This is a genomic window from Mesorhizobium sp. M1342, from assembly GCF_040317955.1.
Lineage (GTDB): Bacteria > Pseudomonadota > Alphaproteobacteria > Rhizobiales > Rhizobiaceae > Mesorhizobium.
The window spans coordinates 1-1,403 of sequence record NZ_JAMYLI010000069.1 but is presented as its reverse complement, the minus strand read 5'-3'; the positions used below and the strand labels follow the sequence as shown (position 1 = coordinate 1,403).

1 protein-coding gene is annotated in these 1,403 nt (G+C 58.2%); it reads left to right on the top strand.

Translation table 11 applies throughout. From position 1 onward, the window contains the following. Positions 1-92: 92 nt before the first annotated feature. The gene (locus NKH06_RS31950; protein WP_128306115.1) at positions 93-1,394 is read left to right on the top strand and encodes an IS4 family transposase; all 1,302 of its coding nucleotides are present in this window, start codon (positions 93-95) and stop codon (positions 1,392-1,394) included. Positions 1,395-1,403: the final 9 nt, after the last annotated feature.

The window sequence follows — 1,403 nt, the reverse complement described above, 5'->3', positions numbered from 1 at the left end:
TAATGCAGTTCACTTAAGTTGGGCTGGATGAGGATCTGGTAAGACCTATCGAACAGGATGGAGATTCGTTTCCATCCTGTTCGTGTTTTGAGATGCCAGGTCGCATAGGACATACAGCCGATTTATCGGCACTTTCGGGTGCAATTGATCCGGAATGGATCGCCTTGGCGCTTGCCAGCAGCGGCAAGGCGAGCATCCGCAAGCGCAAGCTCCCCGCCGAGCAAGTTGTCTGGCTGGTGATTGCGCTTTCCTTGTATCGTCATCAGTCCATGCCTGAGGTGGTGGCCCATCTGGATCTGGTGTTGCCCGATGAGGTGAACCCGGACATTGCCAAGAGCGCCTTGACGCAGGCCCGCCAGCGCTTAGGCCAGGCGCCGCTGGCGCAGTTGTTTGCGATGAGCGCGACGTGCTGGGACGAGCGACACCAAGTCGGGCGAGGCTGGCGGGGTCTTGCGCGCTATGCCGTGGATGGCAGCACATTGCGTGTCGCCGACAGCGTGGAGAACCGCGCGCATTTTGGAGCGCAAGCCTATGCATCCGGCGCTGTTGCAAGTTATCCGCAGCTACGGCTCTTGACCCTGACGGCGCTCGCCACGCACCTGGTGCGTGATGCGGTGTTTGGGATCTACGGCAAGAATGAGATGCTCTATGCCAAGAGCTTGCTCGACCAAGTGCCGGACCAATCCCTGACGGTCTTCGACAAGGGCTTTTTCAGCGCCAGCCTGCTGCTGCAGCTTCAATCGAAGGGCAAGCAACGTCATTGGCTCCTGCCGGCCAAAGGCAACAGTGCATGGCAGCGCCTGGACCAGAACGCCACCGACTATCGGGTGCGCATGAAAGTCTCGCCGCAAGCACGCGAGGCCGAGCCCGACTTGCCGACATTCTGGGAAGCTCGGGCGATCGAGACGGTCAACCGGCATGGGCAAAAGCGAATATTGCTCACCTCATTGACGGACAAGAAGGCCTATCCTGCCCAGGAGATCGTGCAGCAATACGAAGACCGCTGGCGGATCGAAACCAGCTATCGAGAGCTGAAGCAGGAGCTTCTTGGCAGCGAATTGACGCTGCGCAGCGGCACACCGCAGACCGTTTATCAGGAAGTTTGGGGAGCCTTGCTGGCTTACAATCTGGTGCGGTTGGAAATGGCCGAGGTTGCCTCTGAAGCCGAGGTCAAGCCAACCGAATTGAGCTTCACCACAGCCCTGCACTACATTCGTCACGAATGGGGGTGGATGGCGATCGAAGCGCCAGCAAAACTACCCGCACACCTCATCCGATTAAGACAACGGCTGGGAGACCTCATCCTCCCAAAAACACGGGGGCGATCATGCCCCCGTGTCGTCAAAAAGCTACCAGCCAAATATCCTGTCAGAACACTGAAGGTGCCTAAGTGAACTGCATTA